This is a genomic window from Mesorhizobium sp. B1-1-6, from assembly GCF_006443035.1.
Classification (GTDB): Bacteria; Pseudomonadota; Alphaproteobacteria; order Rhizobiales; family Rhizobiaceae; genus Mesorhizobium.
This window is the reverse complement of the sequence record NZ_VFWR01000009.1, coordinates 248733-271861: the sequence shown is the minus strand read 5'-3', so window position 1 is coordinate 271861 and position 23129 is coordinate 248733. Positions and strand designations below refer to the sequence as shown.

Sequence of the window (23129 nt, the reverse complement as noted above, 5' to 3'; positions counted from 1 at the left end):
GCGCTACTCGGCCGCGGCGCGGATGCCCGGCATGTCGGGAAAGGTGCAGATGACGGTCGTGCCCTTGTCCTTGCCGGTTTCGATGCGGACGCTGCCGCCATGCAGCTCGACGAAGCTCTTGACGATCGACAGTCCGAGCCCGGCGCCGCGCCGGCGGCCGCCATTGGCGCGCGGCTCGAAGCGGCGGAACACCGAGTCAAGCACGTCGGGCGGCATGCCGGGTCCATCGTCATGGACCGAGAATTCCACCCCGTCCGCCAACTGACGGCAGGCGAGCCGGATGGCGCTGGCCTCCGGCGCGTAGTTGGCGGCGTTGCTGAGCAGGTTGTAGAGGATCTGGCGAATGCGGATTTCGTCACCGTGGAAGGTCTTCGGCGCCGCGGCGGCATCGACCTCGAGCCTGATTGAATGCTCTTCCAGCCGGTCGGCAACCAGCTCGGCGGCGGCGGCGATCGTGCGGTCGACATGGACCTCGGAAATGTCGAGCTGCATGATGCCGGCATCGACCGTGGCCAGGTCGAGTATGTCGTTGACGATGGTCAAAAGCACCGAGGACGACGAGCCGACATGCTCGACATATTCGCGCTGCTTCTGCGTCAGCGGACCGGTGGCCGGCAGCGACAGCAGTTCGGTGAAGCCGATGATGTTGGTCAGCGGCGAGCGCAGTTCGTAGGACACGTGCTGGACGAATTCGTTCTTGAGCTGGTCGGATTTCTCCAGCGCCTCGTTCTTGTCCTTGAGCGCGCGTTCGACACGGACGCTGTCGGTAACGTCGACGAAGGTCATCATCACCTGCCCGTTGGGCAGGGGGATCACGGCGTAGCGCAGCACGGTGCCGTTGTTGAGCTCGGTCTGACCGTGGCGGTCGCGGCGCTCATCGTCGAAGCCGGTGATGGCGGCGACGAAGCCGCCCCACGGGCTGTCGATCGCTTGCAGGTCGCAAAGCTCACGGATTGCGGAAACATGGACATTGGGCCGGGCGGTTTCGGCGTCCAGGCCCCACAAAGTAGCAAATGCCGGGTTCGACAGGCGCAGCCTGCCGTCGGGACCGAACACCGCCACGCCTTCGGCGAGGTTGTCGAGTGTTTCGCCCTGGACCCGCACCGCGGTGCGGTAGCGGCTTTCGAGGTCCATCTTCTCGGTCAGGTTCTCGAACACCCAGGTGACGCCGCCCTTGGGCTGCGGGTTGGCGACGACGCGGATGGTCTTGCCGTCGGGCAGGTGCCACCAATGCTCCTGCGATTCCACCGCGCGGTAGGCGCCGAGCAGGCCTTCCTTCCAGCGACGCCACTCCGGCTGCTCGGCGATCTTGCCCTCGCTGCGCAGCCGATCCAGCAGCAAAGCGTTATCGGGCGCGCTGTGCAGGAAGCCTGCATCGAGGCCCCAGAGCTTCTGGAAAGCCTGGTTGAAGAAGCGCAGCTTCTCGTCGGTGTCGAAGATCGCGACCGCCGTGTTGAGCTGGTCGAGCGTGTCGGCGTGGCTGCGCACGGTGCGCTCATATTCGCTGCGGATGGTTTCGATGGCACTGGTGTCGCAGGCAAGTCCCGCCGAACCGTCGGCGCCGGCGAAATCGGTCACCGCGAAAACGCGGCGGTCGCCTTCGATCACCGTGGAAAGCGTCTGTTCGAAGACCGGGTGCGACTTGTGCTGGGCAGCGATCGCGTCGCGCGCCTGGCCGCCGAGGAATTCCTTGGCGTCGCGGACGGCCATCTCCGCGCTTTCGGCCTCGACCGCTTCGGCATAGGCCCGGTTCACCCATCTCAGGCGGCCGTCCTCGCCGCGCAGCCATGCCGGCATCTTCAGCGCCTCGAGCAGGCCGATCATCGTATCATGATCGGCGGCCAGCCGCTGGTTTTCGATCTTCAGCCGGGCCTGGCTGCGTTGCGTCTCGGAAAGGGAAACGAACCGCACCAGCACATGCGCCGCGCTCTTGCGGCCATGCACTTCCAGCGGAGCGCCGGTCTGCGTTTCGATGACGAGGTCGAAGGACACGGCTCTTTCGCGCAGCCCCGCGACGGCATGCTCGAGTGCCGCAGCCGAGCGCGGCATCAGCCAGCGGCCGAAGGCAAGGAAGGCGGCCCGCTCCTCGGGCGCGCCGCTTTCGACCGGCAGCGTGCCGATGAGCTCGGGTTTCTTGTTCTCCGAGGCCCAGACGACGACACGCTGGTCGCGCAAGTTGAGCAGCGCCTCCGAACGGCGCAGCGCCGCGTTGATGTCCGCGATGCGGCTCCTGAGCTCGACATTTTCGGCCGAGGTGCGCGCTCTCTCCCGGATCAGAACGATGGCCGACAGGAATGCCGCTCCCATCACTCCGACAAAGACGGCAAGCTGCACGACCTCGACCGTGCTCACCGATAGGCTTGCGGCCTCCGCACCAGCAGCCTGGGCGTGGGCCACCGTGCCGGCCAAAGGCCAGCCTAGTGCGGAGCCGGCAAGGAACAGTCCGGCGCGCGCGCGCCATGAAGGGCGCCCGCCTCGCGTGGCGGTGCCGGTAGTCCTCGAATCGTCATGGCCGCCGGAAACGGCCCGTCCCGCGTAAAGCGGGTTATCCCCCGGCATGTCTTGGTCCTCTTCGCCGCCTGAATGCAAGACCGCCCTGATGCGTACGCCGGTCCTCGTCCCCGGACCGCGAATCACAACAATAGCGCCTGCTGGAATCGGCGTGAAGAATCATTCGGCGCAAAAATAAAGCCGGGCGAAAAGTCAATCGCCCGGCGTCAATATCTGGTAGTAAATTCAGCTTTGGTTAATAGCGGTAGTGTTCCGGCTTGAACGGACCCTGCGGGGTCACGCCGATATAGGCTGCCTGTTCGCCCGACAGTTCGGTCAGGCGAGCGCCGAGCTTGTCGAGATGCAGGCGCGCGACCTTCTCGTCGAGATGCTTGGGCAGCACGTAGACCTGGTTCTGGTACTGCTCGCCCTTGGTGAACAGCTCGATCTGCGCCAGCACCTGGTTGGTGAAGGACGCCGACATGACGAAGCTCGGATGGCCGGTGGCGTTGCCGAGGTTGAGCAGGCGGCCTTCCGACAGCAAGATCATGCGCTTGCCATCGGGGAAGGTGATCATGTCGACCTGAGGCTTGACGTTGGTCCATTTCAGGTTGCGCAGCGATGCCACCTGGATCTCGTTGTCGAAGTGACCGATGTTGCCGACGATCACCATGTCCTTCATCGAACGCATGTGGTCGAGGGTGACGACATCCTTGTTGCCGGTGGTGGTGATGACGATGTCGGCGGTGGGTGCGGCATCTTCGAGCGTGATGACCTCGAAGCCGTCCATCGCCGCCTGCAGGGCGCAGATCGGATCGACCTCGGTGACCTTGACGCGGGCGCCGGCGCCCTTCAGCGAGGCGGACGAGCCCTTGCCGACGTCGCCATAGCCGCAGACGACGGCGACCTTGCCGGCCATCATGGTGTCGGTGCCGCGGCGGATGCCGTCGACCAGCGATTCCTTACAGCCATATTTATTGTCGAATTTCGACTTGGTGACGGAGTCGTTGACATTGATGGCCGGGAAAGGCAGCAAGCCCTTCTTCTGCAGCTGGTAGAGCCTGTTGACGCCGGTGGTCGTCTCTTCGGTGACGCCGCGGATCGCTTCCTTCTGCTTGGTGAAGAAGCCGGGCGAAGCCTTCATGCGCTTCTTGACCTGGGCGTAGAAATATTCCTCCTCCTCGCTGTGCGGATTGGACAGCACGTCCTCGCCGGCCTCGGCGCGCGCGCCGATCAGGATGTACATGGTGGCGTCGCCGCCATCATCGAGGATCATGTTGGAGGTGCCGCCGTCGGCCCACTGGAAAATCCTGTCGGTGTAGTCCCAGTACTGCTCAAGCGTCTCGCCCTTGACGGCGAAGACCGGGATGCCGGCCTCGGCGATGGCAGCAGCCGCATGGTCCTGGGTCGAGAAGATGTTGCAGGAAGCCCAGCGTATATCGGCACCGAGCGCCTTCAGCGTCTCGATCAACACCGCGGTCTGGATGGTCATGTGCAGCGAGCCGGTGATGCGCGCGCCCTTGAGCGGCTTCTTGGAGCCGAATTCCTCGCGGCAGGCCATCAGGCCCGGCATTTCGGTTTCGGCGATCTCGATTTCCTTGCGGCCCCAGCCGGCAAGCGAGATGTCGGCGACCACATAGTCCTTGCTACCCGTCATGGCAGTGCTCCGATGCGAATTGTTACGCTATTGAATTGTTTGCGGATGCGCCCGCGCCGGCAGGCGCGTCGAAGGGCGCGAATTGCCCGCCTGACTAGCAGATCGGCGTCAAGACGACAATGGGATATAAAGAAATCTTTATCCCTGCATGTCTTTCATGCGGAGGTAAGGGATCAGCATTCCTCGCCGAAGCGGGACGCCACCAGCTGCTCCAGCGCATTCATGACCTCAAGCGCTTCGGGACCGCTGGCGGTGACGCGAATCGAATAGCCCGGACTTGCCGCCAGCATCATCAGGCCCATGATCGAGGTGCCGCCGACCTTGACGCCGTCCTTCTCGACGTGGACCGACGCGTTGTAGCCGCTGGCGAGCTGCACGAACTTGGCCGAGGCGCGCGCGTGCAGGCCGCGTTGATTGACGATCGGAAATTCGCGGACGATCTGGTCCTTTTCCGACGACATCGTGCTCATTTGCTGCTCAGGAGCTGGCTGGCGACATTGATGTATTTGCGCCCCGCCGCCTGCGCCTCGTCGAGGGCCGCCGCCATGTTGTCGCCCTTGCGGATCGAGGATAGCTTGATCAGCATCGGCAAATTCATGCCGGCGATGACTTCGGTGCGGCCGGACTCCATCACGGAAATGGCAAGGTTCGAAGGCGTGCCGCCGAACATGTCGGTCAACACGATCACGCCCGTCCCGGTGTCGACACGGGCAACGGCATCGACGATGTCGCGCCGGCGCTGCTCCATATCGTCGTCAGCCCCGATCGCCACGGTTTCGAAATTGTCTTGTGGCCCGACGACATGTTCCACGGCATGTCGGAACTCGGTGGCCAGTTGACCGTGCGTTACAAGCACGAGTCCGATCATTCTTTGGTGGCTCCCGTCATCGCCGCTTCACAGGCGCATTTTATGCTCGCCAGCCATTCCAGGCGGCGGGAGCGCTATCTTGTCGACGCGCGGCTCGTTGACAAGCCCAAAATTGCGCCGGCCCATGCCATTTTGACGCATTGCAGCAAAAAACCCGGTCGCATCATAGAAAAGGCGCGATCGACAGATGCGCCATCACGGCGGGCAAGGCAGCGGCAATATTGCGTTCCGCAACGTCAATCCGCGGCACCAGGCAGCCGGCGATGGTGTCGTCGGCATCCTCCTGAAAGCGTGCTACTTCGCCGGCCGGCAAAAGCCTGACATGCAGATCGATGACGGCACCCGCTTCAAACGGCACGGATCGCGGACCAAGCCCGGGCACCTCGACCAGGCCCTCGATCGCGGCGGGCGCGCGGCACACCAGCCGTCCCGCATGTGCCATGACGAAAAGCTGGTCGTCGCCGACGAGCCGTGAGAACAAGCCTCGCGGGTGGCAATGGTCAATGAGCGCCAGCGCCAGCGTCGTCTTGCCCGAACCGGATGCGCCGCTGACGAGAACGCCGCGCTCGCCGATCAGGATGGCCGTTGCGTGGATGTTTTCAGGCTGCATGAGCGTGCCCGCTTGTGTATTTCGGAAATCCTGATCCAACGCCGTCATCCCGAGGATCTGCAGGCCTTCCAATAGTGTTCGCACCATAGCCACGCTGTGCGGCGGGTCCTCGAGACAAGCCCGAGGATGACGGCCGTAAGGCCGCGATATCCGGGATCATTTTTGCATGAGGCATGATCTGATCCGAAAACCGGTTCCCACTTTTCGGGATCATGCTTCGGCTGGCAGCGTAACCACGAAGCGGGCGCCCTTGATCTCGCCTGGCTTGGTGCCGGGGATGTTCTCGGCGGTCAGCGTGCCGCCATGGGCCTCGACGATCTGCCTGGATATCGACAGGCCAAGGCCTGAATTCTGGCCGAACGCCTCGCCGGCGGGCCGGTCGGTGTAGAAGCGTTCGAAGATGCGATCGATGTTGTCGGCGCGGATGCCGGGACCATTGTCATCGACGGTGAGGATGTTGAACTTGCCGGTGCGCGCCAGCGACAGGATGATGTGGCCGCGCTCCTCTGGCACGAAGGAGCGGGCGTTCTCGATCAGGTTGGTGATGACCTGGCCGATGCGCAGGTCGTGGCCGACGACGAAATAGCCTTTGACGCCCTGCGGCAGCTTGGCGACCCTGAGCTCGATCTCGACCGCCTTCTTGTTGCGCGTCGTTTCACGCGAGACGGCGACGAGGTCGGTGATGAACTTCTTCAGGTCCACGGTCCCCGCGTCATCCCGCGCCAGCTCGGCGTCGAGACGGGAGGCATCCGAAATGTCGGTGATGAGGCGGTCCAGCCGCCTGACGTCGTGCTGGATGATCTCCATCAGCCGGCTGCGCGAATTGTCGTTCTTGGCCAGCGGCAAGGTCTCCACCGCGCTGCGCAGCGAGGTCAGCGGGTTCTTCAATTCATGGGAAACATCGGCGGCGAAGCTCTCGATCGCCTCGATGCGCGCATAGAGCGCGTTCGTCATGTCGCGCACGGCAATCGACAGATTGCCGATCTCGTCCTGACGGTCGGAGAAATCAGGAATTTCCTCGCGGCTCTTGACGCCGCGCCGTACCCGCACGGCCGCCGCAGACAGCCGGCGCAGCGGATTGGCGATGGTGGAGGCCAGAAGCATCGACAGGATGGCGGTGACGAGCGCCGCGATGCCAAAGACGCGCAGGATCGCCTTGCGTTCGGCGGCGACGATCTTGTCGATGTCGCCGCCTTCGGTCGACAGCATCAACACGCCGAGAACGGCGCGGAAGCGCTGGATCGGCACCGCGACGGAAACGATCTGCTCGCCCTGTTCGCTGATCCGGACGATGGTCGACGGGCTGCCGGTCAGCGCCTTGACCACTTCCGGGAAGGCGGCGCCATTGCCGCCCGGCTGCTCGTGATAGACCGGCAGATCGGTGTTGCGGAAGAAGTCGAAGATGAACTTCTGGATGCGTTCGACAAGGTCGGGCTCTTCCTCGTCGACCGGGGGCAGATCGTACCGAAGGATCTGGCCGCGCGAATAGAGATGGCGCGAATCGAGCAGCAAATTGGCGTCGCGGTCGTAGATGCGGGCGCGGGTGCGGGTCGGCGAGATCAGCCGGCGCAGCACCGGGGCGACGCGTTCAGGATTGATCGGGAAATCCAGATTGTCGAGCTGGTCGGAGCCCGGTCCCAGGCTTTCGCCGGCCTGCAGCTCAAGCAGCTTTTCCGGATCGATGCTGATCGAATCGGTCTCGACCGTCGCCGAGGCAGCGATCGCGCCGGCGATGATCTCGCCCTGGGTCATGAGGCTTTCGACGCGGGCGTCGATCAGCCCGTCGCGGAAGGTGTTGAGATAGAGAATGCCGGTGACCAGGACTGCGAGGCCGGCGAGATTGAGGAAGAGGATACGCCGCGTCAGGCTGGAAAAGATGTGATGGCCGAGGAAGCGGCGCATGGGCACGGTGAGCTTCGACAGGAACGCGGGCATGATGCGCGCCGGCCGCCTTGCAACGCCCGCCGATCTGCTCCGCTGTGCTTCCACTGCCATCGAACAGCAGTTCCCTGCTTAGTATTAGTGAGTAGCGGGTAGCGAATAGAGAAATGGTTGGCTGAGATCGCGGCGATGCACGGGTGGCCGCTCGCACCATTCAAAACTGACTACCGACTATTCTCTATTGCCTACCCGCCTATTCACGCCTCGCGGAACCGGTATCCGACTCCGTAAAGGGTTTCGATCATCTCGAAGTCGTCGTCGACGGCCTTGAACTTCTTGCGCAGCCGCTTGATGTGGCTGTCGATGGTACGGTCGTCAACATAGACCTGCTCATCATAAGCCGAATCCATCAGCGCATCACGACTTTTTACGACGCCGGGGCGCTGTGCCAGCGAATGCAGGATCAGGAATTCGGTGACGGTGAGCGTCACCGGTTCCCCCTTCCAGGTGCAGGTGTGGCGTTCCTGGTCCATGACGAGCTGGCCGCGCTCGAGCGAGCGCGCCTGCTGGCTGGGCGCTTTTGCCGCGGCCTCACGGGCGCTGGCACGACGCAACACCGCGCGCACCCGCTCGACCAGCAAACGCTGCGAGAAGGGTTTGCGGATGAAGTCGTCGGCGCCCATCTTGAGGCCGAACAGCTCGTCGATCTCGTCGTCCTTGGAGGTCAGGAAGATGACCGGCAGGTCGGATTTCTGGCGCATCCGGCGCAAGAGTTCCATGCCGTCCATGCGCGGCATCTTGATGTCGAGGATGGCGAGATTCGGCGGGCGCGCCGCCAGGCCTTCCAGCGCGGACGCACCATCCGTGTAGGTTTCGACGCGATAGCCTTCCGATTCGAGGGCGATCGACACCGAGGTCAGAATGTTGCGGTCGTCATCGACAAGCGCGATTGTTGCCATTTCAAGCGGCTCCCTCATGAGCTGTCCCTTCTTTGGTAGAGAAGGGGCTTTTGCAGGACAAATTAGGTACAAAATGTGGCATAGGCCTTCGCCGCTGTCACGGGCGGCATGCCGGCGGCCACGATCGCACCTCGATATGGATTGGACGAACCAGCGCCGCCAATCCTTTGGGCAACCACGAAACTTTTTGCACATATAAACGATTTAAACAACTTTCAAAACATTTAAATCGATTAATGATTTGATATCATTCGGCTTTTCTGGTTCTGACCATCTAAGCTCGCGTAGTGGGCGTGCCGGAAAGGCGCCGGCAAAGATGCGGCAAATCGGAGAAGGGTCACCCATGTCGGAAGTCGGCAAACGCAATCCTGCCTGCGCGATCGATCGTATCGGTCTCAGAACCTCTGGCCTGGTGCGCTACAATTTCGGGGCGCCCGCCCTCTACGAGGAATCGATCAGGCGCGGCGAAGCGCGGCTGACCGCACATGGCGCGCTGGTCGCCGAAACAGGCCAGCACACCGGCCGTTCGCCCAAGGACAAGTTCGTCGTCCGCGACGGCGCCACCGAGAATGACATCTGGTGGGACAACAACAAGGCGATCTCGCCGGACCAGTTCGAGACGCTGCTCGAAGAGTTCCGGGCGCACGCCGCGGACAAGGATCTCTACGTGCAGGACCTTGTCGGCGGCGCAGACCATGAGCTGAAGCTGCCCACCAGGGTCATCACCGAGTTTGCCTGGCATTCGCTGTTCATCCGCAACCTGCTGATCCGTCCGGAAGCTGCGGAGCTCGACCATTTCGTGCCCGAGATGACGATCATCGACCTGCCCTCCTTCCGCGCCGACCCCGCCCGCCACGGCACCCGCACCGAAACCGTGATCGCCGTCGACCTCACCCGCAAGATCGTCCTGATCGGCGGCACTTCCTATGCCGGCGAGATGAAGAAATCGGTGTTCACAATGCTGAACTACCTGCTGCCGGCCAAGGGCGTGATGCCGATGCACTGCTCGGCCAATGAGGGCGCTGGCGGCGACGCCGCGATTTTCTTCGGCCTGTCGGGCACCGGCAAGACGACGCTGTCGGCCGATCCGTCGCGCACGCTGATCGGCGACGACGAGCACGGCTGGGGGCCGCACGGCATCTTCAATTTCGAAGGCGGCTGCTATGCCAAGACCATCAAGCTGTCGGCGGAAGCGGAGCCTGAGATTTTCGCCACCACGCAGCGCTTCGGCACGGTGCTGGAGAACGTCGTTCTCGACGCCCATGGCGTGCCGGATTTCGACGACAGCCGGCTCACCGAGAACACGCGCTGCGCCTATCCGCTCGACTTCATACCCAATGCCAGCAAGACGGGGCGCGCCGACCATCCCCGGAACATCATCATGCTGACCGCCGACGCTTTCGGCGTGATGCCGCCGATCGCACGACTGACCCCGGCGCAGGCGATGTATCATTTCCTGTCCGGCTACACGGCCAAGGTGGCCGGAACGGAGAAGGGCGTGACCGAGCCCGAAGCGACGTTCTCGACCTGTTTCGGCGCGCCGTTCATGCCGCGCCATCCCTCGGAATATGGCAATCTGCTGCGCGAGCTGATCGCGCAGCACGGTGCCGATTGCTGGCTGGTCAACACCGGCTGGACTGGCGGCGCCTACGGCACAGGCAGGCGGATGCCGATCAAGGCGACGCGCGCGCTGCTTGCCGCGGCACTCGACGGCTCTCTGAAGACGACCGGTTTCCGTACCGACGCCAATTTCGGTTTCGAGGTGCCGGTGGCGGTGCCGGGCGTCGACGCCGCCATCCTCGACCCGCGATCGACCTGGGCCGACAAATCGGCCTATGACCGGCAAGCGGCAAGGCTGGTCGGCATGTTCGCCGTCAATTTCGAGAAGTTCGAAAGCCATGTCGACGCCTCCGTCCTCGGCGCGGCGCCGCACATGCGGGAAGCGGCGGAATAATCGCCCGCCAGGCTCAGCCATCCTCGCAAGGCCCGGTCCCGATCGGGCCTTTTCTTTTTTCGTGCGCCGCGCCATGACTGCGGCATGACGAGCGACGACACAATCATCATTGCCGACGATGCCGTGATCCATCCGGGTGATCTGCACGAGGATTTCATCCGCTCCTCCGGCCCCGGCGGGCAGAACGTCAACAAGGTGGCGACGGCGGTGCAGCTGCGCTTCGATGCACGCAACGCACCCGGCCTGTCGGAGCGCGTGCGCGAACGCACGATCAGGCTTGCCGGCCAGCGCGCCACCAAGGACGGCGTCATCGTCATCGAAGCCGGACGCTTCCGCACGCAGGAGCAGAACCGGGCGGATGCACGGGCGCGGCTGACGGCGCTGGTCGCCAAGGCGGCCGAGCCGCCACCGCCGCCGCGCAAGAAGACGAGACCGTCGAAAGGCGCGGTCGAACGGCGGCTGAAGAGCAAGGCCGGACGCGGCACCATCAAGAAACTGCGCGGCCGGGTAGAGAACGATTAAGCAACACACCAATCGCGCGCGTGAACCCGCTTTCAATTTCGCTTTGCAGATGCAAGGTTTACTCATTGCCACAGCAAGGAGACCTGGAGATGGGTATGTTCGATTTCGTCAAGAGCGTCGGCAAAAAGCTCGGCATAGGCGGTGACGAGGAAGCGGCACCCAGCGCCGATACGCTCAAGAAAGAACTCGATTCGCACAAGCTCGGTACCGACGGCGTGCAGGTCGTCGTCCAGGGCGACACGGCGGTGCTGAAGGGCGTGGTCAAGGACCAGTCGGTTTTCGAAAAGGCGGTCATCGCCGTCGGCAACACGCTAGGCGTCTCCAAGGTGCAGGCGGACGAGTTGCAGGTCGCGCCGGCCTCCGGTTCGGCGGCGGCCGCGGCCAAGGAACCGACCTTCTACACCGTCCAGAAGGGCGACAATCTCTGGAAGATCGCCGAGAAAAGCTATGGCAAGGGCAAGGGCGCCAAGAACACGGTCATCTTCGAGGCCAACAAGCCGATGCTGACCCATCCCGACAAGATCTATCCGGGGCAGGTCCTGCGCATTCCAGACCTCACCTGATCAAGGGAGACGCGAATTTTTCGGGAACGGCGGCTTTCGGGTCGCCGTTTTCATTTTCAGATGGCATGCTCGAACCGACGAAACGGAGCTAGCGACCGACCTCATGCTCGTTCTGCCCAAGGGCGTCCGCCACATGCCGGCCTATCTGTCCCGCGACATGCAGGAGGCGCTGGTGGAGGATGTGAGAGGCATCGTCCAGCAGGCGCCGCTATTCGTGCCGGCCATGCCGCGCACCGGCAAGGAAATGAGCGTGCGCATGACCAATTGCGGCCCGCTCGGCTGGGTCACCGACAAGGAACGCGGCTATCGCTACCAGCCGACGCACCCCGTGACAGGGACGCCGTGGCCGCCGATCCCGGATGTGCTGATGCGGTTGTGGCGAGAGGTCTCGGCCTACCCGCATCCGCCGCAGGCATGCCTGGTCAATTTCTACGCGCCGGATGCGAAGATGGGTCTGCATCAGGACCGCGACGAGGAGGATTTCTCAGCACCCGTCGTCTCGGTCTCGCTGGGCGACGACTGCCTGTTCAGGGTCGGCCAGACGACGCGCGAGGGGGCGACCCGGTCGTTCCGGCTGAAGAGCGGCGACGTCGTCGTGCTCGGCGGCGAAGGACGCCTCTGCTTTCACGGCGTCGACCGCATCTACCCCTCGACCTCGGCGCTGCTGAAAAATGGCGGCAGGATCAATCTGACGCTGCGGCGGGTGACGAGGGGTCAGTGAGCACTGCTGCGCCGCGCATAGACCTCGATGTAGTCTCCTAGCGCGATCTCTTCGTAATTGCTCATCAAGGCCTGGAAGTCAGCGTTCTGACGCATCCAGGTAGTCCATATTGGAGGATAATTCGCCGCCAACGACAACACGGATTTCTTCTTGTCCAAGCGATCGACAAGGATGATGTCCGGCTTGTTGTCGCGGATCAAGGAGTTGACATAAAGCGTATAGTTGTCGAGGTCGTGCCGCGCTATTCGTTCGTCTTCGCCGTGATAGTTGCCTTTCATCAAACCCCAAAGCGCATGGGCGCCAACCCAATCATGAGCGTAGGCTGAAAGCCAACGGCCATTGACCATCCTCGCCAGCGGATTCCCGACGGAAAGATCCGAACTGACCTGAACAATGGACGGCGAGGAGTATCGGGCCTTGATTGCATCGACCAGGCTCTTTTCCGGCATCTGGTAAAACTGGTGGTGCGTTACCGTGAGAGCGACAACCACAGCAAAGGCGGCGCTAGAATGAAGTCTCGCATTGGCGCGCTCCGAGGCCGCTTCTTCTCCTGAAAGCGCGAGCACTTTTTGCCGTCGCGATGCAACAGCCAACAGCATCGCGACCAGCAACGCAAGCTGATACGGATACTGGTGATTGGGCCAATATTTGCCAAGATATGCCATTGAGACAAAGAAGCCTGCGCCACTTGTTACCGCAATTGCCACATCACTTCGCCAAGCAGATTTCCGCATCTGGAAGGCTATAAAAACGACGAACACCGCAAAGGTCGGCAGCGCCAACAGAATATTTATGTTGGCCCGCAGACTGACATAGTAGCGCATCAGCAAAGGCAAGAACGTATCAAGAAATTCTGGGAACCATATTCGCACGCTGGCGAGATACCCCGTGCAGATCGCGCCTATGACGATATTCTCAACAGTCAGGCAGGCCAGAAGCGACCGCCTTCGCCAGGCGATGACAAGATAAGGCAGTGCGATGCCAAGTGCCCAGTGGGGCTTAACGAGCAGCAACACGCTTGCCGCCAGCCCAACGGTGAATGCAAGTGCAAATGGTATATGCTGGCCTGGACTATCGTTGGAACGCCACATCATCAGGAACAGCATCGGCATGAACAGCATCATACCGATATGCTCGCGTTGTCCGAAAATATTCCCTGGCATGATCAGAAGCAGAACCGCGAGCATGGGATAGACCCACTGGGTTCTGAGATCGACAAAGATCCTGCCTTTCTCGATCACAAGGGCCGACAACAAAATCGAAACGACGAAGATAAGATAGATGAAATATTCGATCGCCAATTCCGGCGAAATTCCCAACCTATGGGACAACCACACTGGTCCGATATACAGAGCGACCGAAAAAGGCGGGTTGGTTTCTAAAATGTCGACATAGAGTTTCTGACCAGAAAAAATCTTCTCGCAGATAATGATTATCCAACTCACATCGGTGTTGTCACCCGCTGTCCAAGGCATGAAAAAGGAGATCACGACGACCAGTCCAACGAGCGAGAATTGCCGCAGACTGCCGATACGGTACTGGGATGCGACCATCGCATCGAACGTTCTTGCGCCCGACAAGCTCATATGATTGCCTCTAAAAGGACGAGCCTCCGCAAAAGATTAAAGGTCATGATCGAAACTGGGACAGAGGCATAGCTGCTTGCGATCCCATTAAGATTGCATCGGAAACTAGCTCGGATAGCCTAAAGTGCCGTTAATCGCGCCAGCTAAAGCTTGCGCAGCGCCACTTCCTCGACCAGGTGGTCGGCGCCTTTGCGCAGGATCAAGTCGGCGCGGGCGCGTGTCGGCAGGATGTTTTCGCGCAGGTTCTTCAGGTTGATGTTGGTCCACAGGCCTTCGGCAATCGCCCGTGCCGAATCCTCCGACAGTTGCGAATAGCGATGGAAGAACGATTCCGGATTGCGGAAAGCGGTCTCGCGCAGCCGCATGAAGCGGGAAATGTACCATTCGTGGATCAGCTTCTCGTCGGCATCGATGTAGATGGCGAAGTCGAAGAAGTCGGACAGGAAAGGCACGATCTTGCCGTCCTGCGGCAGCTTGCCCGGCTGCAGCACATTGATGCCCTCGAAGATCAGGATGTCGGGCCGGTCGATGGTGACGAACTCGCCGGGGATGACGTCATAGGTGAGGTGCGAATAGACCGGCGCGCGGATATCTGGCAGCGCCGACTTGATGCCCGAGAGGAAGCGCAGCAGCGCGCCGACGTCGTAGCTGTCGGGAAAGCCCTTGCGCTCCATCAGGTTTTCGCGGCGCAGTACCTCGTTGGGCAGCAGGAAACCGTCGGTGGTGATGAGATCGACCTTGGGGCTGGACGGCCAGCGCGCGAGCAGCTCCTTCAGTACGCGCGCCGTGGTCGATTTGCCGACCGCGACCGAACCGGCGATGCCGATGATGAAGGGCGTCTTGACCACGTCCGAGGCGTTGAAGAAAGCCTGGCGCTGCCGGAACAGCAGCTGGCTGGCCTCGACATGTGCCGACAGAAGCCGCGACAGCGACAGATAGATGCGCTTGACCTCTTCGAGATCGATTGGATCGTTCAGCGACCGCAGGCGGCGGAATTCATCCTCACTCAGCGTCAGCGGCGTGTCGGCGCGGAATTGCGACCATTGCTCGGCCGAGAAGAAACGAAAAGGGGAATATTTCTCGGTCGGTGCGAGCTGATCCATCGAGATTCCTGCCCTCCTCGCGGTCAGCGCTTGGACCGTGACGCCTTCTCGGCGATGCCCGAACGCCCGGTGCGGCTTTCGAGCTCCCTAAGCACGTCGTCCAGCGGCACACCCGAAATGCCGAGAACGACGAGCCAATGATATATAAGATCGGCACTTTCCGAAACGAGCGCCTGTTTGTCACTCTTGATGGCGGCAATCACCGTCTCGACCGCCTCTTCGCCGAGCTTCTGCGCCGCCTTCTCGATGCCGCGCGCGTAAAGCTTGGCGGTCCACGAGTCCGGATCGCCGGAATGGGCGCGTTCGCTGACGATTGTCTCCAGGTCGGAGAGTGAAAACTCAGTCATCGCGCCTTGGCCCTGTTTCTTAGCCGCAAGCCTCTAGGGCCGATCGCCCGAGGAGTCCAGCCGCATCGGCAGGCCGGCTTGCGCCATATGGGCCTTGGCCTCGGCGATCGTATAGGTGCCGAAATGGAAGATGGAGGCCGCCAGCACGGCACCTGCATGACCGTCGCGAATGCCTTCGACCATATGGTCGAGCGTGCCGACACCGCCCGAAGCGATCACCGGGGCGCGCACCGCGTCCGATACCGCGCGGGTCAGCGCGATGTCGTAACCGGCCTTGGTGCCGTCGCGGTCCATCGAGGTCAACAGGATCTCGCCGGCACCGCGATCGACCATTTTGCGGGCGAATTCGATCGCATCCATGCCGGTTTTTTCCCGTCCGCCGTGGGTGAAGATCTCCCAGCGGTCGGCCTCGCCGGCGCCCGACACTTTCTTGGCGTCGATGGCGACGACGATGCACTGGTTGCCAAACTTGTCGGCGGCCTCGGCGACGAAATCCGGGTTCTTGACCGCCGCCGTGTTGATCGACACCTTGTCGGCGCCGGCCAGGAGCAATTTCCTGATATCGGCGACCTGGCGTACGCCGCCGCCGACGGTGAGCGGCATGAAACATTGCTCGGCCGTGCGGGCGACGACATCGAAGATGGTCTCGCGATTGTCCGATGACGCGGTGATGTCGAGGAAGCAAAGCTCGTCGGCGCCAGCCGCGTCATAGGCCTTGGCGGCCTCGACCGGGTCGCCGGCATCGACGAGATCGACGAAGTTGACGCCCTTGACGACGCGGCCGCCCTTGACGTCGAGACAGGGGATGACGCGGGCTTTCAGCATCAGCGGCCTTCTATCGTGGCTATGAGATCGTTGAGCAGCTGCCCGACCAGCGGCGGCACATCGGCCTGCGCATCGAAAGCCGGATCGTAGGCGGAAACGGTGATGCCGACGATCGGCACCGCAAGCGCCATAGCGCAGGTCGCGTCGCGCAATTGTTCCGGGTTCGGCCCGCCCGGCGCTACATAGCGGTTGGCCTGCAGCGCCTCAGGGTCGTGCACGTCGAGATCGAGATGCAAGTGCACGCGTTTAGCGCCGGCGACCTTGAGTTTTTCGGTTGCCGCTGCCGCTCCCGGACATTCCGTGCGGATCACCGGCAATGCCTCCAGAAGCTGTTTCTCGTCCGGGTCGAGATCGCGAGCGTTGACGAGCACGCAGCGCGACGGATCGATCGGCTGGAAGCCAGGAATTGCCGCCGCCATCGGGCGCCAGCACAGGCCAAGCACGGTGGCCAGCGCCATGCCGTCGAGAAAGCCATATGTGGATGTCTCGGGCGTGTTGAGGTCGCCATGCTGGTCGGCCCAGATGATCGCGTCCGCGCCCTCGCCGGCGACGGCGCCGGCTGATGTCAGGCAGTTTCCGGCCAGCACGATGGGAAAACGTCCTCTGTCGCGGGCGATGCGGACCTCGCCTGAAACGGCGTTGCAGACGGCGAAACCGGTGGCGATCTCACGCTCCTGGGCATCGCCGACCTTGCCGATGTCCTCGACCGCGACATCGTGGCCGGCCATGGTCAGGGCTTCGACCAATCCGCCCGCAATCAGCGCGTCCGGCCCCTGGCCCATGCCGCCATGATAATGGCCGCTGTCATAGGAGGCCAGGATGATCGAGACTTTCAAGATCGCATCTCCACCGGGGGCGCGCCTTTCAGGATCGCCAATGCTTCGGCCGGATCGATGCGGCCGTCGTAAAGCGCGCGGCCGGAGATCGCGCCTTCGAGCTTTTGCGCGTCGGGCATGGTCATGCGCACGATGTCGGCGACCGAGGCGAGGCCGCCAGAGGCGATGACGGGGATCGACACGGCGTCGGCGAGGCTGATCGTGGCATCCCAGTTGATGCCGGTCAGCACGCCATCGCGGTCGATGTCGGTGTAGATGATGGCGGCGACGCCGGCGCCCTCGAATTTCCTGGCCAGTTCGACGACGCCAAGGCTCGACGCCTGGGCCCAGCCCTCGACCGCCACCTTGCCGCCCTTGGCGTCGATGCCGACGGCGACCCTGCCCGGAAAGGCCTTGCAGGCCTGCCTGACCAGGTCCGGATCGCGCACGGCCACCGTGCCGAGGATGACACGGGCCAGTCCGCGGTCGAGCCAGTCCTCGATCTGCTCGAGCGTGCGGATGCCGCCGCCGAGCTGCACCGGGTTCTTGGTCGCCTTGAGGATGGCGCCGACCGCGGCGCTGTTGACGCTCTGACCCTGGAAGGCGCCATTGAGGTCGACGACATGCAGCCATTCGAAGCCCTGCTCTTCAAATGCCTTTGCCTGGGCGGCCGGGTCGTCGTTGTAGATGGTCGCGGTCGCCATGTCGCCGTGCCTGAGGCGCACGCACTGGCCGTCCTTGAGGTCGATTGCCGGAAACAGGATCATTTTCTCAGGCGCCTTCGACAATGACAAAATGGCCGGTCGAGGCGGCAAGCCGGAATTTAGAGGCCTGCTGATATTCCGGCGAATGATAGCATTCGACCGCCCTGGCGTAGGATTCGAACTCGACCAAGACGTGGCGGTTGCCGGTTGGCCCTTCCGGGCTCTCGTGGCGTCCCGCCCGCACGACGAATTTCGCGCCGTACTTGGCGAAGGCAACGGCATTCGCCTCGATATACCGCTTGTACAGATCGGGATCGCGAACATCGATCATCGCCATCCAATAGCCCTTCTTGCTCATGGCTCCTCAAGGCCTCCAGCGCAGGAAATTGGTGATCAGGGCGAGGCCCAGCGCCTGGCTCTTCTCTGGGTGGAACTGCGTGCCGACGAGATTGTCGCGGGCGACGGTCGCCGTTACCGGGCCGCCATAGTCGGCGATCGCCAGCACCTCGTCGGGCTTGCGCGCATCGAGATGATAGGAATGGACGAAATAGGCGTGCAGGCCGGTTGGCCCGGTTGGAACGCCGGAGAACAGCGGATGCTTGCGCATCAGCTCGATCGTGTTCCAGCCGATCTGCGGGATCTTCAGTGCCGGATCGGCCGGCGTGATCTCCTTCACGTCACCTGATATCCAGCCAAAGCCATCGGTGATCGTCTTTTCGAGGCCCCGCTGGGACATCAGCTGCATGCCGACGCAGATGCCGAGGAATGGACGCCCCTTGGCGATGGCGACTTCCTCGACAGCTTCCCACATGCCGGGGACGGCACGCAGGCCGGCCGCGCAATCGGCATAGGCGCCGACGCCGGGCAGCACGATGCGGTCGGCCGTACGCACCCGCTCGGCGTCGGCGGTCAGGTCGATGCCGGCGGCGATGCCCGCCTCGCGCGCCGCGCGCTCGAAGGCCTTGGTGGCCGAGCGCAAATTGCCCGAGCCGTAATCGATGATCGCAACGCGCATGTCAGCGTCTTCCCGGAATGTGGGTCAGCCCCAGCGCCATGCCCGGCTGCGCCGGGCGCGCCAGGGCGGCGTCCGGCACCATGCGTGGCGCAGGCTCGGCTTCATCCGCATGTCGCTCGGCCTCCAGGGCAAAGCGCGCATCGGCATCGTCGAGCCAACCGGCTTCGACCACCCCCCATTCGCGCCAGCCGCGGCGGCGGAGTGCCGCGATGCGCAGCGCCTGTCCTTCCAGCCCGACATAGAGCGAGACAAGCAGGGACAGCAGCGAGCCGGCCAACCCGAGACCGAGCCTTTCACCAAGCATCGAAAGCACCGCCATGACAATGAAGGTGAGTGCCGCTTCGATCCACAGCCGATGCCAGGCGAACCACAGCGGCGGCACCAGCAGGCCGAGCCAGGTGAAGCCGTCGCGGACAAGGGCCGTCGCATCGGCTTTTTCGCCAAGGCCTGGCGGTTCCATCACGACATAGCTGGCCATGACCTATCCCTTCAACGATCCCTTGGTGGAGGGAACCGCGTCCGGCTGGCGCGGGTCGCGCTCCAGCGCTGCCCGCAGCGCACGCGCCACCGCCTTGAAGCAGGTTTCGGTGATGTGGTGGTTGTTGGCGCCATAGTGATTGGTGACATGCAACGTGATGCCAGCGTTCTGTGCCAGCGCCTGGAAGAATTCGCGCACCAGCTCGGTGTCGAAGGTGCCGATCTTGGGCGAGGAAAACGAAACGTTCCACACCAGGAAGGGACGGCCAGAGACATCGATCGCCGCGCGCGTCAGCGCCTCGTCCATGGCAAGATCGATCGAGGCATAGCGCATGATGCCGCGCCGCTCGCCCAGCGCCTTGGCCAGCGCCTGGCCGAGCGCGATGCCGGTGTCCTCGACCGTGTGGTGGTCGTCTATGTGCAGGTCGCCCCTGGCCCGAACGGTCATGTCGATCAGCGAATGGCGCGAAAGCTGGTCGAGCATATGATCGAAGAAGCCGACGCCGGTCACGATGTCCGATTTGCCGGAGCCGTCGACATGGACCGACACGGCAATGTCGGTTTCCCTGGTCTTGCGGCTGATTTCGGCGGAACGGGGCGACATGGCCTTGTCCTTGTCCGTGAGTTTAAGCGCTTCAGGCGTTCGCCTGCTTGAAAACGAAAGCCTTCTAGCAGCATGATCCGGCGATTGCCAGTTGCGATCTAGGCCGGTATCGAGCGTTTGCAATCACCGCCCCCATGCATACATATGGGCCGATCAAAGTCACTCGTACCGCGCCAATCGCCTTTTGAGGGATGGCGCGAATCGGAGCAGCAAATGTCCAATGAACTGACCATGCACGCCACGACTATCGTGACGGTGCGCAAGGGCAACAAGGTGGTGATCGCCGGCGATGGCCAGGTCAGCCTTGGCCAGACCATCATGAAGGGCAACGCGAGAAAGGTGCGCCGCATCGGCAAGGATGGCAACGTGATCGCCGGTTTCGCCGGTGCCACGGCGGACGCCTTCACGCTTCTGGAGCGGCTCGAAGCCAAGCTCGAACAATATCCCGACCAGTTGACGCGCGCCTGCGTCGAACTCGCCAAGGACTGGCGCACCGACCGCTATCTGCGCCGGCTGGAAGCGATGATGCTGGTGGCCGACAAGTCGGTCTCGCTGGCGCTGACTGGCACCGGCGACGTGCTCGAGCCCGAGCATGGCGTCATGGCCATCGGTTCAGGCGGCAACTATGCGCTGGCTGCGGCCCGCGCCCTGATGGACACAGACAAGGACGCCGAGGAGATCGCGCGCAAGGCGATGCAGATCGCCTCCGACATCTGCGTCTACACCAACAACAATTTCGTCGTCGAAACACTCGATGCCGCCTGAACCAGGCCGGCGTCCATGATCCCGATCCGAAAGACCGCGCAAGCGAAAAATGGAGGCCGGCTTCGGAGAAGATCATGGAAAGACACGAACATAGCTACGATTTTCGGCCGGTGACCCAGAAGGACCTGCCGATGATCGCCGGCTGGCTCGCCGAACCGCATGTCGCTCAGTGGTGGGACGATCCAGAGACGGAAATCGCCGAGATTCGCGATCATATCGATTCGATTTCCGTCGAGCCGCTGATCGTGGAACTCGACGGCACGCCGATCGCTTACCTGCAAAGCTACGATCCACACCTGGAAGAAGACCACCCTTATGCCGACCAGCCGTTCGGGACGCTCGGCATCGACCTGTCGATCGGCCGGCGGGAACTGGTCGGCATCGGCCATGGCTCGGCGATGGTGCGCCAGTTCGTCGGGCAGTTGTTCGAGGAAGGCGTGCCGCGCGTCATCATCGATCCCGACCCATCCAATGGCCGCGCCATCCGCGCCTATGAAAAGGCGGGATTCCGCGCAATTGATCGCCGGCAATCCAGATATGGTGATGTCGTGCTGATGGCAATCGATGCGCACGAGACGCAAGCGGGCGACACGGAAGCGGGGAACTGACGGATGAACGCAGTTGGCGAGGACAGAACGCTCTCGGCCTATGAAGACAGCTGGCGGATGGGGCTTCTGCTCGTGCTCGCCCTGGTCATCTTCCAGGCTGGAGCCCTCTATGGCATGGGGCATCCGCCGATCTGCACCTGCGGCTATGTCAAGCTCTGGCACGGCGTGGTGAACAGTTCCGAGAATTCCCAGCATATATCGGACTGGTACACGTTCTCGCACATCATCCACGGCTTCCTGTTCTATGCGCTGGCCAGGTTCCTGTTTCCGCGTTCGCCGGTCGGCTTGCGGCTGGCTTTCGCCGTCTTCATAGAAGGCGGCTGGGAGCTGATCGAGAACAGCCCGTTCATCATAGAGCGCTACCGCGCCGGCACCATCTCGCTCGACTATTACGGCGACAGCATCATCAATTCGGTGTCGGACACGCTGGCCATGGTGCTGGGATTTGTGATGGCGCGAAGGCTACCTATATGGGTGATCGTCAGCCTCGCCATCCTTTTCGAACTGGGTACGGGCTACCTTATCCGGGACAATCTGACACTCAACGTGATCATGCTGCTGCATCCGTTCGAGGCCATCAAGCAGTGGCAAAGTGGAATTTAGTGATATGAGCACATTTTCTCCCCGCGAAATCGTTTCGGAACTCGACCGCTTCATCATTGGCCAGAAAGACGCCAAGCGTGCCGTGGCCATCGCCTTGCGCAACCGCTGGCGCCGCCAGCAGCTGGAAGGCCAGATGCGCGAAGAGGTGATGCCGAAGAACATTCTCATGATCGGGCCGACCGGCGTCGGCAAGACCGAGATCTCGCGCCGCCTGGCGCGGCTGGCCGGTGCGCCCTTCGTCAAGGTCGAGGCGACCAAATTCACCGAGGTCGGCTATGTCGGCCGCGATGTCGAGCAGATCGTGCGCGACCTCGTCGAGGTCGCCATCGGCCTGGTGCGCGAGAAGATGCGTGAGGACGTCAAGGCGCGCGCCCATGTCAACGCCGAGGAACGCGTGCTGGAGGCGCTGGTCGGCAAGACTGCCAGCCCTGCGACGCGCGATTCTTTCCGCAAGAAGCTGCGCGAGGGCGAACTCGACGACAAGGAGATCGAGATCGAAGTGGCCGACACCGGCAATGGCGGCATGCCCGGCTTCGAGATTCCCGGCATGCCGGGCGCCAATATCGGCGTGCTCAATATCAACGACATGCTGTCCAAGGCAATGGGCGGCAAGAAGACCAAATTGCGCAAGACGACGGTGAAGGAATCCTACGACCTGCTGGTCAACGACGAGTCCGACAAGCTGCTCGACCAGGACGAGGTGGTTCGCCGGGCGCTGGACGCCGCGGAAAATGACGGCATCGTCTTCCTCGACGAGATCGACAAGATTGCGGCCCGGTCGGACATCTCCGGCGGCCCTTCGCGCGAAGGCGTGCAGCGCGACTTGCTGCCGCTGGTCGAAGGCACCACGGTGGCGACCAAATATGGGCCGTTGAAGACCGATCACATCCTGTTCATCGCATCGGGTGCGTTCCACGTCTCGAAGCCGTCCGACCTTTTACCAGAGCTGCAGGGCCGCCTGCCGATCCGGGTCGAATTGCGCGCCCTGGAAAAGGAGGACTTCGTTCGTATCCTGACCGAGACGGAAGCGAGCCTCATCAAGCAGTATATCGCGCTGATGAAGACCGAAGGCGTCGACCTGACCTTCACCGACGACGCCATCGATTCGCTGGCCGGCATCGCCGTCGACCTCAACGCCAGCGTCGAGAACATCGGCGCGAGGCGTTTGCAGACGGTGATGGAGCGCGTGCTGGACGAGATCTCCTACGACGCGCCGGACCGCAACGGCACTGCGGTGACCATCGACGCCGCCTATGTGGAGAAACATGTCGGCGACTTGTCGAGGAACACCGATCTGTCGCGCTTCATTCTTTGAGCAGGCGCGCGCCGGATCGTTCCGGCGCCTGTCGGGCGAATGGATCATGTGTGGCCGGATGGTATCATTCGGCCACCTTTCGTTCTGCCGAGCGCAGGGCCGCTCTCGACTCGACCAGGAGCTTTACCTAGTTTGCG

The 23129-nt window shown here is 62.6% G+C and carries 25 protein-coding genes; 8 read left to right on the top strand and 17 right to left on the bottom strand.

Features of this window, described 5'->3' with window-relative positions; all coding sequences use genetic code 11:
• Nucleotides 1-3: 3 nt before the first annotated feature.
• The 7 genes from FJ979_RS19870 to FJ979_RS19835 all read right to left on the bottom strand — a co-directional run bounded on the left by FJ979_RS19870 (nucleotide 4) and on the right by FJ979_RS19835 (nucleotide 8465).
• Nucleotides 4-2559 (bottom strand): PAS domain-containing sensor histidine kinase, encoded by a 2556-nt coding sequence (locus tag FJ979_RS19870; protein ID WP_140583006.1) that lies wholly within the window; start codon nucleotides 2557-2559, stop codon nucleotides 4-6.
• Between the two features lie 187 nt (nucleotides 2560-2746).
• Nucleotides 2747-4147: an adenosylhomocysteinase gene (gene ahcY, locus FJ979_RS19865; RefSeq protein ID WP_140583003.1), complete on the bottom strand. Its 1401-nt coding sequence runs from the start codon at nucleotides 4145-4147 to the stop codon at nucleotides 2747-2749.
• Nucleotides 4148-4320: 173 nt separating this feature from the next.
• Nucleotides 4321-4617 (bottom strand): HPr family phosphocarrier protein, encoded by a 297-nt coding sequence (locus FJ979_RS19860; protein WP_140491179.1) that lies wholly within the window; start codon nucleotides 4615-4617, stop codon nucleotides 4321-4323.
• Nucleotides 4614-5015 carry a PTS sugar transporter subunit IIA gene (locus FJ979_RS19855; RefSeq protein WP_027032585.1) on the bottom strand — a complete coding sequence of 134 codons (402 nt, stop codon included), beginning with the start codon at nucleotides 5013-5015 and terminating at the stop codon, nucleotides 4614-4616. The genes FJ979_RS19860 and FJ979_RS19855 overlap by 4 nt, the downstream gene beginning before the upstream one ends.
• 163 nt (nucleotides 5016-5178) lie before the next feature.
• Complete coding sequence (locus tag FJ979_RS19845) at nucleotides 5179-5625, bottom strand: HPr kinase/phosphorylase (RefSeq protein ID WP_140524428.1); 447 nt, start codon at nucleotides 5623-5625, stop codon at nucleotides 5179-5181.
• A 210-nt stretch (nucleotides 5626-5835) separates the two neighbouring features.
• Entirely contained in the window at nucleotides 5836-7620 is a 1785-nt protein-coding gene (locus tag FJ979_RS19840) for a sensor histidine kinase (RefSeq protein WP_140491185.1), read from the bottom strand.
• A 143-nt stretch (nucleotides 7621-7763) separates the two neighbouring features.
• Nucleotides 7764-8465, bottom strand: coding sequence for a response regulator transcription factor (locus FJ979_RS19835; protein ID WP_010912942.1), 702 nt, complete (start codon nucleotides 8463-8465; stop codon nucleotides 7764-7766).
• Between the two features lie 343 nt (nucleotides 8466-8808).
• Between FJ979_RS19835 and FJ979_RS19830 the strand changes: the two genes are divergently transcribed.
• The 4 genes from FJ979_RS19830 to FJ979_RS19815 all read left to right on the top strand — a co-directional run bounded on the left by FJ979_RS19830 (nucleotide 8809) and on the right by FJ979_RS19815 (nucleotide 12225).
• Nucleotides 8809-10419: a phosphoenolpyruvate carboxykinase gene (locus tag FJ979_RS19830; RefSeq protein ID WP_140563523.1), complete on the top strand. Its 1611-nt coding sequence runs from the start codon at nucleotides 8809-8811 to the stop codon at nucleotides 10417-10419.
• Between the two features lie 84 nt (nucleotides 10420-10503).
• Nucleotides 10504-10941, top strand: coding sequence for an alternative ribosome rescue aminoacyl-tRNA hydrolase ArfB (gene arfB / locus FJ979_RS19825; RefSeq protein ID WP_140491189.1), 438 nt, complete (start codon nucleotides 10504-10506; stop codon nucleotides 10939-10941).
• An 89-nt stretch (nucleotides 10942-11030) separates the two neighbouring features.
• Nucleotides 11031-11504 (top strand): peptidoglycan-binding protein LysM, encoded by a 474-nt coding sequence (gene lysM, locus FJ979_RS19820; RefSeq protein ID WP_140491191.1) that lies wholly within the window; start codon nucleotides 11031-11033, stop codon nucleotides 11502-11504.
• Nucleotides 11505-11607: 103 nt separating this feature from the next.
• On the top strand, nucleotides 11608-12225 hold the full coding sequence (locus FJ979_RS19815; RefSeq protein WP_140582998.1) for an alpha-ketoglutarate-dependent dioxygenase AlkB: 618 nt from the start codon (nucleotides 11608-11610) through the stop codon (nucleotides 12223-12225).
• Here the strand turns inward: FJ979_RS19815 and FJ979_RS19810 are convergent.
• The 10 genes from FJ979_RS19810 to hisB all read right to left on the bottom strand — a co-directional run bounded on the left by FJ979_RS19810 (nucleotide 12219) and on the right by hisB (nucleotide 19701).
• Nucleotides 12219-13811: a hypothetical protein gene (locus FJ979_RS19810; RefSeq protein ID WP_140582995.1), complete on the bottom strand. Its 1593-nt coding sequence runs from the start codon at nucleotides 13809-13811 to the stop codon at nucleotides 12219-12221. The two genes, FJ979_RS19815 and FJ979_RS19810, sit on opposite strands and share 7 nt — an antisense overlap.
• A 143-nt stretch (nucleotides 13812-13954) precedes the next feature.
• Nucleotides 13955-14914: a type I pantothenate kinase gene (gene coaA, locus FJ979_RS19805; RefSeq protein WP_140491197.1), complete on the bottom strand. Its 960-nt coding sequence runs from the start codon at nucleotides 14912-14914 to the stop codon at nucleotides 13955-13957.
• Nucleotides 14915-14937: 23 nt separating this feature from the next.
• Nucleotides 14938-15261 (bottom strand): phosphoribosyl-ATP diphosphatase, encoded by a 324-nt coding sequence (locus FJ979_RS19800; RefSeq protein ID WP_140582992.1) that lies wholly within the window; start codon nucleotides 15259-15261, stop codon nucleotides 14938-14940.
• Nucleotides 15262-15294: 33 nt separating this feature from the next.
• Nucleotides 15295-16089: an imidazole glycerol phosphate synthase subunit HisF gene (hisF, locus tag FJ979_RS19795; protein ID WP_181168538.1), complete on the bottom strand. Its 795-nt coding sequence runs from the start codon at nucleotides 16087-16089 to the stop codon at nucleotides 15295-15297.
• Nucleotides 16086-16922: an arginase family protein gene (locus FJ979_RS19790; protein WP_140517745.1), complete on the bottom strand. Its 837-nt coding sequence runs from the start codon at nucleotides 16920-16922 to the stop codon at nucleotides 16086-16088. Before FJ979_RS19790 ends, hisF begins: the two co-directional genes overlap by 4 nt.
• Nucleotides 16919-17668 (bottom strand): 1-(5-phosphoribosyl)-5-[(5-phosphoribosylamino)methylideneamino]imidazole-4-carboxamide isomerase, encoded by a 750-nt coding sequence (hisA, locus tag FJ979_RS19785; protein WP_140554570.1) that lies wholly within the window; start codon nucleotides 17666-17668, stop codon nucleotides 16919-16921. The genes FJ979_RS19790 and hisA overlap by 4 nt, the downstream gene beginning before the upstream one ends.
• 4 nt (nucleotides 17669-17672) lie before the next feature.
• On the bottom strand, nucleotides 17673-17963 hold the full coding sequence (locus FJ979_RS19780; protein WP_140524112.1) for a DUF1330 domain-containing protein: 291 nt from the start codon (nucleotides 17961-17963) through the stop codon (nucleotides 17673-17675).
• Between the two features lie 6 nt (nucleotides 17964-17969).
• Nucleotides 17970-18620 carry an imidazole glycerol phosphate synthase subunit HisH gene (gene hisH / locus FJ979_RS19775; protein ID WP_140491209.1) on the bottom strand — a complete coding sequence of 217 codons (651 nt, stop codon included), beginning with the start codon at nucleotides 18618-18620 and terminating at the stop codon, nucleotides 17970-17972.
• Nucleotide 18621: 1 nt separating this feature from the next.
• Nucleotides 18622-19098, bottom strand: coding sequence for a DUF2628 domain-containing protein (locus FJ979_RS19770; protein WP_140582989.1), 477 nt, complete (start codon nucleotides 19096-19098; stop codon nucleotides 18622-18624).
• A 3-nt stretch (nucleotides 19099-19101) separates the two neighbouring features.
• Nucleotides 19102-19701 (bottom strand): imidazoleglycerol-phosphate dehydratase HisB, encoded by a 600-nt coding sequence (gene hisB / locus FJ979_RS19765; protein ID WP_140582987.1) that lies wholly within the window; start codon nucleotides 19699-19701, stop codon nucleotides 19102-19104.
• Between the two features lie 213 nt (nucleotides 19702-19914).
• Here hisB and hslV point away from each other — a divergent pair, with 213 nt between their 5' ends.
• From hslV to hslU, 4 genes are all read left to right on the top strand, one after another.
• Nucleotides 19915-20466: an ATP-dependent protease subunit HslV gene (gene hslV / locus FJ979_RS19760; protein WP_140582985.1), complete on the top strand. Its 552-nt coding sequence runs from the start codon at nucleotides 19915-19917 to the stop codon at nucleotides 20464-20466.
• A gap of 74 nt (nucleotides 20467-20540) precedes the next feature.
• Nucleotides 20541-21074 carry a GNAT family N-acetyltransferase gene (locus tag FJ979_RS19755; protein ID WP_140582982.1) on the top strand — a complete coding sequence of 178 codons (534 nt, stop codon included), beginning with the start codon at nucleotides 20541-20543 and terminating at the stop codon, nucleotides 21072-21074.
• 3 nt (nucleotides 21075-21077) lie between these two features.
• Nucleotides 21078-21677, top strand: coding sequence for a DUF2585 domain-containing protein (locus FJ979_RS19750; RefSeq protein ID WP_140491219.1), 600 nt, complete (start codon nucleotides 21078-21080; stop codon nucleotides 21675-21677).
• Between the two features lie 4 nt (nucleotides 21678-21681).
• Nucleotides 21682-22992, top strand: coding sequence for an ATP-dependent protease ATPase subunit HslU (hslU, locus tag FJ979_RS19745; protein ID WP_140517738.1), 1311 nt, complete (start codon nucleotides 21682-21684; stop codon nucleotides 22990-22992).
• Nucleotides 22993-23129: the final 137 nt, after the last annotated feature.

Coding starts and splice junctions, on each gene's coding strand:
- FJ979_RS19835 (WP_010912942.1), bottom strand. CDS start 8,465: ATGGCAACAATCGCGCTTGTCGATGACGACCGCAACATTCTGACCTCG.
- FJ979_RS19780 (WP_140524112.1), bottom strand. CDS start 17,963: ATGAGCAAGAAGGGCTATTGGATGGCGATGATCGATGTTCGCGATCCC.
- hisB (WP_140582987.1), bottom strand. CDS start 19,701: ATGTCGCCCCGTTCCGCCGAAATCAGCCGCAAGACCAGGGAAACCGAC.
- hslV (WP_140582985.1), top strand. CDS start 19,915: ATGTCCAATGAACTGACCATGCACGCCACGACTATCGTGACGGTGCGC.
- lysM (WP_140491191.1), top strand. CDS start 11,031: ATGGGTATGTTCGATTTCGTCAAGAGCGTCGGCAAAAAGCTCGGCATA.
- FJ979_RS19860 (WP_140491179.1), bottom strand. CDS start 4,617: ATGAGCACGATGTCGTCGGAAAAGGACCAGATCGTCCGCGAATTTCCG.
- arfB (WP_140491189.1), top strand. CDS start 10,504: ATGACGAGCGACGACACAATCATCATTGCCGACGATGCCGTGATCCAT.
- FJ979_RS19755 (WP_140582982.1), top strand. CDS start 20,541: ATGGAAAGACACGAACATAGCTACGATTTTCGGCCGGTGACCCAGAAG.
- hisA (WP_140554570.1), bottom strand. CDS start 17,668: ATGATCCTGTTTCCGGCAATCGACCTCAAGGACGGCCAGTGCGTGCGC.
- FJ979_RS19770 (WP_140582989.1), bottom strand. CDS start 19,098: ATGGCCAGCTATGTCGTGATGGAACCGCCAGGCCTTGGCGAAAAAGCC.
- FJ979_RS19870 (WP_140583006.1), bottom strand. CDS start 2,559: ATGCCGGGGGATAACCCGCTTTACGCGGGACGGGCCGTTTCCGGCGGC.
- hslU (WP_140517738.1), top strand. CDS start 21,682: ATGAGCACATTTTCTCCCCGCGAAATCGTTTCGGAACTCGACCGCTTC.
- hisH (WP_140491209.1), bottom strand. CDS start 18,620: ATGCGCGTTGCGATCATCGATTACGGCTCGGGCAATTTGCGCTCGGCC.
- FJ979_RS19840 (WP_140491185.1), bottom strand. CDS start 7,620: ATGGCAGTGGAAGCACAGCGGAGCAGATCGGCGGGCGTTGCAAGGCGG.
- FJ979_RS19855 (WP_027032585.1), bottom strand. CDS start 5,015: ATGATCGGACTCGTGCTTGTAACGCACGGTCAACTGGCCACCGAGTTC.
- FJ979_RS19815 (WP_140582998.1), top strand. CDS start 11,608: ATGCTCGTTCTGCCCAAGGGCGTCCGCCACATGCCGGCCTATCTGTCC.
- FJ979_RS19845 (WP_140524428.1), bottom strand. CDS start 5,625: ATGCAGCCTGAAAACATCCACGCAACGGCCATCCTGATCGGCGAGCGC.
- FJ979_RS19830 (WP_140563523.1), top strand. CDS start 8,809: ATGTCGGAAGTCGGCAAACGCAATCCTGCCTGCGCGATCGATCGTATC.
- coaA (WP_140491197.1), bottom strand. CDS start 14,914: ATGGATCAGCTCGCACCGACCGAGAAATATTCCCCTTTTCGTTTCTTC.
- FJ979_RS19800 (WP_140582992.1), bottom strand. CDS start 15,261: ATGACTGAGTTTTCACTCTCCGACCTGGAGACAATCGTCAGCGAACGC.
- FJ979_RS19750 (WP_140491219.1), top strand. CDS start 21,078: ATGAACGCAGTTGGCGAGGACAGAACGCTCTCGGCCTATGAAGACAGC.
- ahcY (WP_140583003.1), bottom strand. CDS start 4,147: ATGACGGGTAGCAAGGACTATGTGGTCGCCGACATCTCGCTTGCCGGC.
- FJ979_RS19810 (WP_140582995.1), bottom strand. CDS start 13,811: ATGAGCTTGTCGGGCGCAAGAACGTTCGATGCGATGGTCGCATCCCAG.